Annotated in this window: 6 protein-coding genes; 2 read left to right on the top strand and 4 right to left on the bottom strand. The window is 63.7% G+C overall.

From position 1 onward, the window contains the following. The first annotated feature begins 61 nt into the window (after window positions 1-61). Entirely contained in the window at window positions 62-805 is a 744-nt protein-coding gene (gene cmoA, locus HX869_RS29685; RefSeq protein WP_093201534.1) for a carboxy-S-adenosyl-L-methionine synthase CmoA, read from the top strand. Continuing rightward, window positions 802-1,758 carry a tRNA 5-methoxyuridine(34)/uridine 5-oxyacetic acid(34) synthase CmoB gene (gene cmoB / locus HX869_RS29680; RefSeq protein WP_003210420.1) on the top strand — a complete coding sequence of 319 codons (957 nt, stop codon included), beginning with the start codon at window positions 802-804 and terminating at the stop codon, window positions 1,756-1,758. Before cmoA ends, cmoB begins: the two co-directional genes overlap by 4 nt. A 113-nt stretch (window positions 1,759-1,871) precedes the next feature. Here cmoB and tadA read toward each other — a convergent pair whose 3' ends face one another. The 4 genes from tadA to recO form a co-directional block, all read right to left on the bottom strand. After that, a complete protein-coding gene (tadA, locus tag HX869_RS29675; protein ID WP_003210422.1) occupies window positions 1,872-2,363 on the bottom strand; it encodes a tRNA adenosine(34) deaminase TadA in 492 nt (163 codons plus the stop codon). Further along, window positions 2,363-3,742 (bottom strand): multicopper oxidase family protein, encoded by a 1,380-nt coding sequence (locus HX869_RS29670; RefSeq protein WP_087695164.1) that lies wholly within the window; start codon window positions 3,740-3,742, stop codon window positions 2,363-2,365. The genes tadA and HX869_RS29670 overlap by 1 nt, the downstream gene beginning before the upstream one ends. Window positions 3,743-3,960: 218 nt before the next feature. Beyond that, window positions 3,961-4,704 (bottom strand): pyridoxine 5'-phosphate synthase, encoded by a 744-nt coding sequence (gene pdxJ / locus HX869_RS29665; RefSeq protein ID WP_003210427.1) that lies wholly within the window; start codon window positions 4,702-4,704, stop codon window positions 3,961-3,963. A gap of 52 nt (window positions 4,705-4,756) precedes the next feature. Then, on the bottom strand, window positions 4,757-5,446 hold the full coding sequence (gene recO, locus HX869_RS29660; RefSeq protein WP_093201548.1) for a DNA repair protein RecO: 690 nt from the start codon (window positions 5,444-5,446) through the stop codon (window positions 4,757-4,759). Between the last annotated feature and the right edge of the window lie 61 nt (window positions 5,447-5,507).

Genomic DNA, 5,507 nt, shown 5'->3' with positions numbered 1-5,507 from the left:
GCCGGCAAGCCAGCTCCTACGCTAAAATGCCCGGCTTTCCCCCTTCGTCGCCGGAACAGCCGTGAGCAAAGAACCCGATCGCCTATTCGCCCAGCCCCTGCCCCAGGTGCCGGACTTCGCCTTCAACGAAGACGTGGTGCGGGTTTTCCCGGACATGATCAAGCGCTCGGTGCCCGGCTACCCGACCATCGTCGAGAACCTCGGCGTACTCGCGGCGCAGTTTGCCCAGCCCAATAGTGTGCTCTACGACCTCGGTTCATCCCTTGGCGCGGTGACCCAGGCCCTGCGCCGTCACGTGCGCACCGACGGTTGCCGGGTGATCGCGGTGGATAACTCGGCGGCGATGGTCGAGCGTTGCCGCGAATACCTCAACGGCCAGGATTCGATGTTCCAGGAGTTGCTGCCGGTGGAGGTGATCGAGGGCGATATCCTCGCCCTGCAATTCCAGCCGGCTTCGGTAGTGGCGCTGAACTTCACCCTGCAATTCATCGCCCCCGAACAACGCCTGGCCTTGCTCTCGCGCATTCGCCAATCGCTGCTGCCGGGCGGCGCGCTGATCCTTTCGGAAAAGCTGCGCTTCAATGACCCGGAAGAACATGCGCTGCTCACCGATTTGCACATCGCCTTCAAGCGTGCCAACGGCTACAGCGAACTGGAAATCGCCCAGAAGCGCAGCGCCATCGAAAACGTCATGAAGCCCGACAGCCTCGAAGAACACCGCGAACGCCTGCTGGCGGCCGGGTTCTCGAAAGTCGTGCCGTGGTTCCAGTGTCTTAACTTTGCCTCGTTGATTGCCTTGCCATGATTGATCTGTCTCCCCTCGCCCGCCATCTGGTCGGCACTCCCCTGGCCGTCTGGGCCCAGGGCCTGCAAGCGCAACTCGATGCAAAGATGGAAAAAGGCCATGGCGACCTGGAACGCTGGCAGAGCGCGCTGGATGCGCTGCCGAAGATCATGCCCAGTGAAATCGACCTGCTGAACGGCCTCGTGCTCGATACCGACTGCGACGACGACACCCGTGCGCAAATGCGTACTGCGCTGATGGGCCTTTGCCCGTGGCGCAAGGGCCCGTTCGATCTGTTCGGCGTGCACGTGGACACCGAATGGCGCTCGGACTGGAAGTGGTCACGGGTCGCGCCGCACCTGGACCTCAAGGGCAAACGCATCCTCGATGTGGGCTGCGGCAACGGCTATTACATGTGGCGCATGCTCGGCGCCGGCGCCGACAGTGTGATTGGCGTCGACCCGAACTGGTTGTTCTTCTGCCAGTTCCAGGCGGTGCAGCGTTATCTGCCGACGCCCAAGGCCTGGCACCTGCCGTTCCCGTTTGAAGACCTGCCGTCGAACATGGAAGGCTTCGACACGGTATTTTCCATGGGCGTGTTCTACCATCGCCGCTCGCCCATCGAGCATTTGCTGGCGCTGAAGGATTGCCTGGTCAAGGGTGGGGAGCTGGTGCTGGAGACGCTGGTGGTTGAAGGCGATCAGCAGCAAGTGCTGGTGCCGGAAGACCGCTACGCGCAGATGCGCAACGTCTGGTTCCTGCCGTCGGTGCCGGCGCTGATGCTGTGGCTGCGACGTGCGGGCTTCAGTGAGGTGCGCTGTGTGGACGTGAGCGTGACCACGGTCGAGGAACAGCGCGGTACGGAGTGGATGAAGTATCAGTCCCTCAGCGACTTCCTGGACCCTGAAGATCACAGCAAGACCATCGAAGGGCTGCCGGCGCCGATGCGGGCGGTGATTGTCGCGAAGAAATAAGACTGCTGTTGTGGCGAGGGAGCTTGCTCCCGCTGGAGTGCGCAGCGCTCCCCAGATTTTGGGGCCGCTACGCAGCCCAGCGGGAGCAAGCTCCCTCGCCACAGGGTATCGCGTCAGCCTTTGGCTCTTCGCGCCTTGAAGAACTCGCTCAACACCGTCCCGCACTCCTCGGCCAACACCCCGCCCTCATACAGCACCCGATGGTTGAGAAAGCCCTGGGTAAAAAACTGCCCCTGGCTTTGCACAATCCCGGCTTTCGGCTCCAGCGCGCCGTACACCACCCGGGCAATCCGTGAATGCACGATCAGCCCGGCGCACATGCTGCACGGCTCCAGCGTGACGTAGAGCGTGCTGCCCGGCAGCCGGTAATTGCTGACAGCCTGAGCAGCGGCCCGAATCGCGACCATCTCGGCATGCGCACTGGGGTCGTTGCCGCTGATGGGGCAGTTGAAGCCGCGCCCGATTACTTCGCCATCCTGCACCAGCACCGCGCCCACCGGCACTTCGCCCAGCGCGGCACCCTGGGCAGCCAGGGCCAGCGCTTCACGCATGAAGTCCTGGTCGCGGCTGCGGTCGATAATCGCCGTGGGGCGAAACTGGCGCATCACGCCACCTCGATGGCGGCCATCAGGCCGGTTTCCATGTGGTCGATCACATGGCAGTGGAACATCCAGACACCCGGGTTATCCGCCACCAGCGCCACGCGGGCACGCTCGTTCTTGCCCAGCAGGTAGGTGTCGGTGAAGTACGGAATCACCTTGTGGCGGTTCGAGGCGATGACCTTGAAACTCATGCCGTGCAGGTGGATCGGGTGTTGGTACTGGGTCATGTTCTTCAATTCGAAAATGTAGCTCTTGCCCTTTGCAAGCTTGGCAATCGGGCGGTCGGCGCAGGTCTTGTCGGTGATGTCCCAGGCCTGGCCGTTGATCTGCCACAGGCTCGGTGGCTTATTGTCCACGTTCACCGAGACCGATCCAACCCATTCGAAATTGAAGTTGAGTTTCTCGGCATTGGCCAGGTCCGGCTCGGCAATCGGGTTCGCCGGCAACGCAGGCGGCCATTCGGTCGCCGTGTCGGTGCTGGCCACCGAGCGGAAGGTGCCCAGGCGTACCGGGCCGTTGCGGATCGACAATTCTTCACCGGCGGGCGGCGCCTTGATCGCCAGGCAGATGCGCATGCCAGGGCCGAGCCAGTATTCCTTGCCCAGCGGGCGCGGTTCGATGGGGTTGCCGTCCAGGGCATAGATCTGCGCTTCAACGTCGGGGATGTTGATGCGATAGGTCAGGGTGTTATCGAGGTTGAGCAGGCGCACACGGGTGATCTGCCCGGCCGGCAAATCAATCACCGCCTGGGACACGCCATTGATGGTCGACAGGCGTCCGGCGGTGCCGCCCCGGGCCGCTTCGCGGGGAATGCTGAAGGCGACAAAAGCGCCCTCTTCGTCCACGTGCCAGCTTTTCAGGCTCAGGGTGCGTTCGTGCTTGAAACCGGTGGGTTCGCGCTCCTCGATGATCAGCGGGCCCACCAGGCCACGGCCCAGTTCTTCGCTGCTGTTCACGTGGGGGTGATACCAATAGCTGCCGGCATCGGGCACGCGGAATTTGTAGTCGAAGTATTCGCCCGGCAGTACCGGCAATTGCGAGACATACGGCACGCCGTCCATTTCCAGCGGCAAGCGTATGCCATGCCAGTGGATGGTGGTGGCGACCGGCAGGTGGTTGATAAAGCGTACCCGCAGCCATTCACCCTGGCGCACTCGCAACTCGGTGCCCGGCGCCGAAGGGCCGAAGGCCCAGGCCTGGGTCTTGTGCCCCGGCACCAGCTCCACGTCCAGCGGCGCGGCGATCAGCTCGTAATCGTGCCCCGCCTCGGCCTCTGCCACCTTCCCGAGCCAGTAGCGATAGGCGCCACCGGCACCGACGCCCACCACCGCGAGACCGGCAAGACCACCCAGGATTTGTCGACGGGAAAACGATTGGGACACAACAACCTCACGTATCTGCCGCGGGTCCGAGCCCCGCAAAGGGCAGATACCATACACCGGCATCACCTAAACAGTAAGGGTTCGCATTGCCACATGTGGGAGCGGGCTTGTGTGGGAGCGGGCTTGCTCGCGAAAGCGGCGTGTCAGACGATGCATGAGTAACAGACCCACCGCCTTCGCGAGCAAGCCCGCTCCCACATTGGATCTTCAGCGCTCTTTTAATGTTTGGCGGCGGCCAGAATCAAGGCCTTCATCTCGGCGACGGCGCCTTTGAAGCCGACGAACAGCGCATGAGCCACCAGCGCATGGCCGATGTTCAGCTCGTTGATGCCCTTGATCGCAGCCACGGCTTCGACGTTATGGTAGTGCAGGCCGTGGCCGGCGTTGACGATCAGGCCTTCGCCCAGGCCGCAGTTGACGCCGTCGATGATGCGCTGTAATTCGTCGGCAACTTCGGTCGGTGTGGTCGCGTCGGCATAACGGCCCGTGTGCAGTTCGATGGCCGGGGCACCGACACGGCGCGAAGCTTCGATCTGGCGCTCGTCGGCATCAATGAACAGCGAGACTTCACTGCCGATCTTCGACAGGCGCTCCACGGCAGCCTTGATCCGCGCTTCCTGGCCAGCCACATCGAGGCCGCCTTCGGTGGTCAGTTCCTGGCGGGTTTCCGGCACCAGGCAGATATGCGCCGGGCGAATGCGCTCGGCGAACGCCATCATTTCCTCGGTGACGCCCATTTCGAAGTTCATGCGGGTTTGCAGCACGTCCTTGAGCAGCAGCACGTCGCGCTCCTGGATGTGGCGCCGGTCTTCGCGCAGGTGCACGGTGATGCCGTCGGCGCCCGCTTCTTCGGCGTCCAGCGCGGCCTTGACCGGGTCCGGGTAACGGGTGCCCCGGGCCTGGCGCAGGGTGGCTACGTGGTCGATGTTCACGCCGAGAAGAATGCGATTGCTGGTGGTCACGAAAAGCGCTCCTGAAGAGGGAAGGAATCGCTGCACAGCATACACGGGGATGTCAGGGCTTTCGAAACAACTCGCGGCTGACCAGTGGCCGACCGCCCAGATGCACGGCCAGGGCTTGGCGCATCAGGCGCTTGGCGGCGGACAGGGCGCCGGGGGCGGTCCAGTCGGCTTCGCTCATGGCGAGCAATTCGGTGCCCTGGAACAGGCCGGGTTGCAGCAGGTAGACCCGCTCCAGGCCTGCGTCCACTTGCAGGCGATACATGCCGTCGGCGGCGATGGGGTCGCCGTGCAGGTCGTTGCTCAGTTCGAAGCCGTAGCCCAAGTCATCCAGCAGGCGCCATTCGAATGCGCGCAGCAGCGGTTCCAGGGGACGGCCTTCGGCGAGGGCGAGCAAGGTGGCGGCATAATGATCGAAGACGCCGGGGTGCGGGTCTTCGGCGGGGAGCAGGCGGATCAGCAATTCGTTGAGGTAGAGGCCGCTGAACAGCGCCTCACCGTTGAGCCAGTTGGAGGCGCCGGCAGCTTCCATGCGGCCGACGTTCTTCAGCTCGCCGCGTCCACGAAACTCCACTTCCAGGGCCACGAAGGGCCGCGCCAGGGTGCCGGCCTTGCCGCGTGCACTGCGCAAGACCGCGCGCAGGCGGCCTTGGGGCGTGAGGAAGTCCACCAGGGCGCTGGTCTCGCGGTAGGCGCGGCTGTGCAAGACGTAGGCGGGTTGGCCGGTGGGTGGAGTTTGAGACATGGGGTTCTCGCTGCGGGAACACGGTCTGGAAAACAACGACTATCCAATGTGGGAGCGGGCT

This window comes from Pseudomonas sp. P7779 (assembly GCF_013386315.1).
Taxonomy (GTDB): Bacteria; Pseudomonadota; Gammaproteobacteria; order Pseudomonadales; family Pseudomonadaceae; genus Aquipseudomonas.
Note: the sequence above shows the minus strand (reverse complement) of the source record. Positions and strands in the feature narration are given on the sequence as shown.

What these genes read in the sequence shown, in the direction of transcription:
- cmoB (WP_003210420.1), top strand. Translation starts at nt 802, where the DNA reads ATGATTGATCTGTCTCCCCTCGCCCGCCATCTGGTCGGCACTCCCCTG.
- tadA (WP_003210422.1), bottom strand. Translation starts at nt 2,363, where the DNA reads ATGCGCCAGTTTCGCCCCACGGCGATTATCGACCGCAGCCGCGACCAG.
- recO (WP_093201548.1), bottom strand. Translation starts at nt 5,446, where the DNA reads ATGTCTCAAACTCCACCCACCGGCCAACCCGCCTACGTCTTGCACAGC.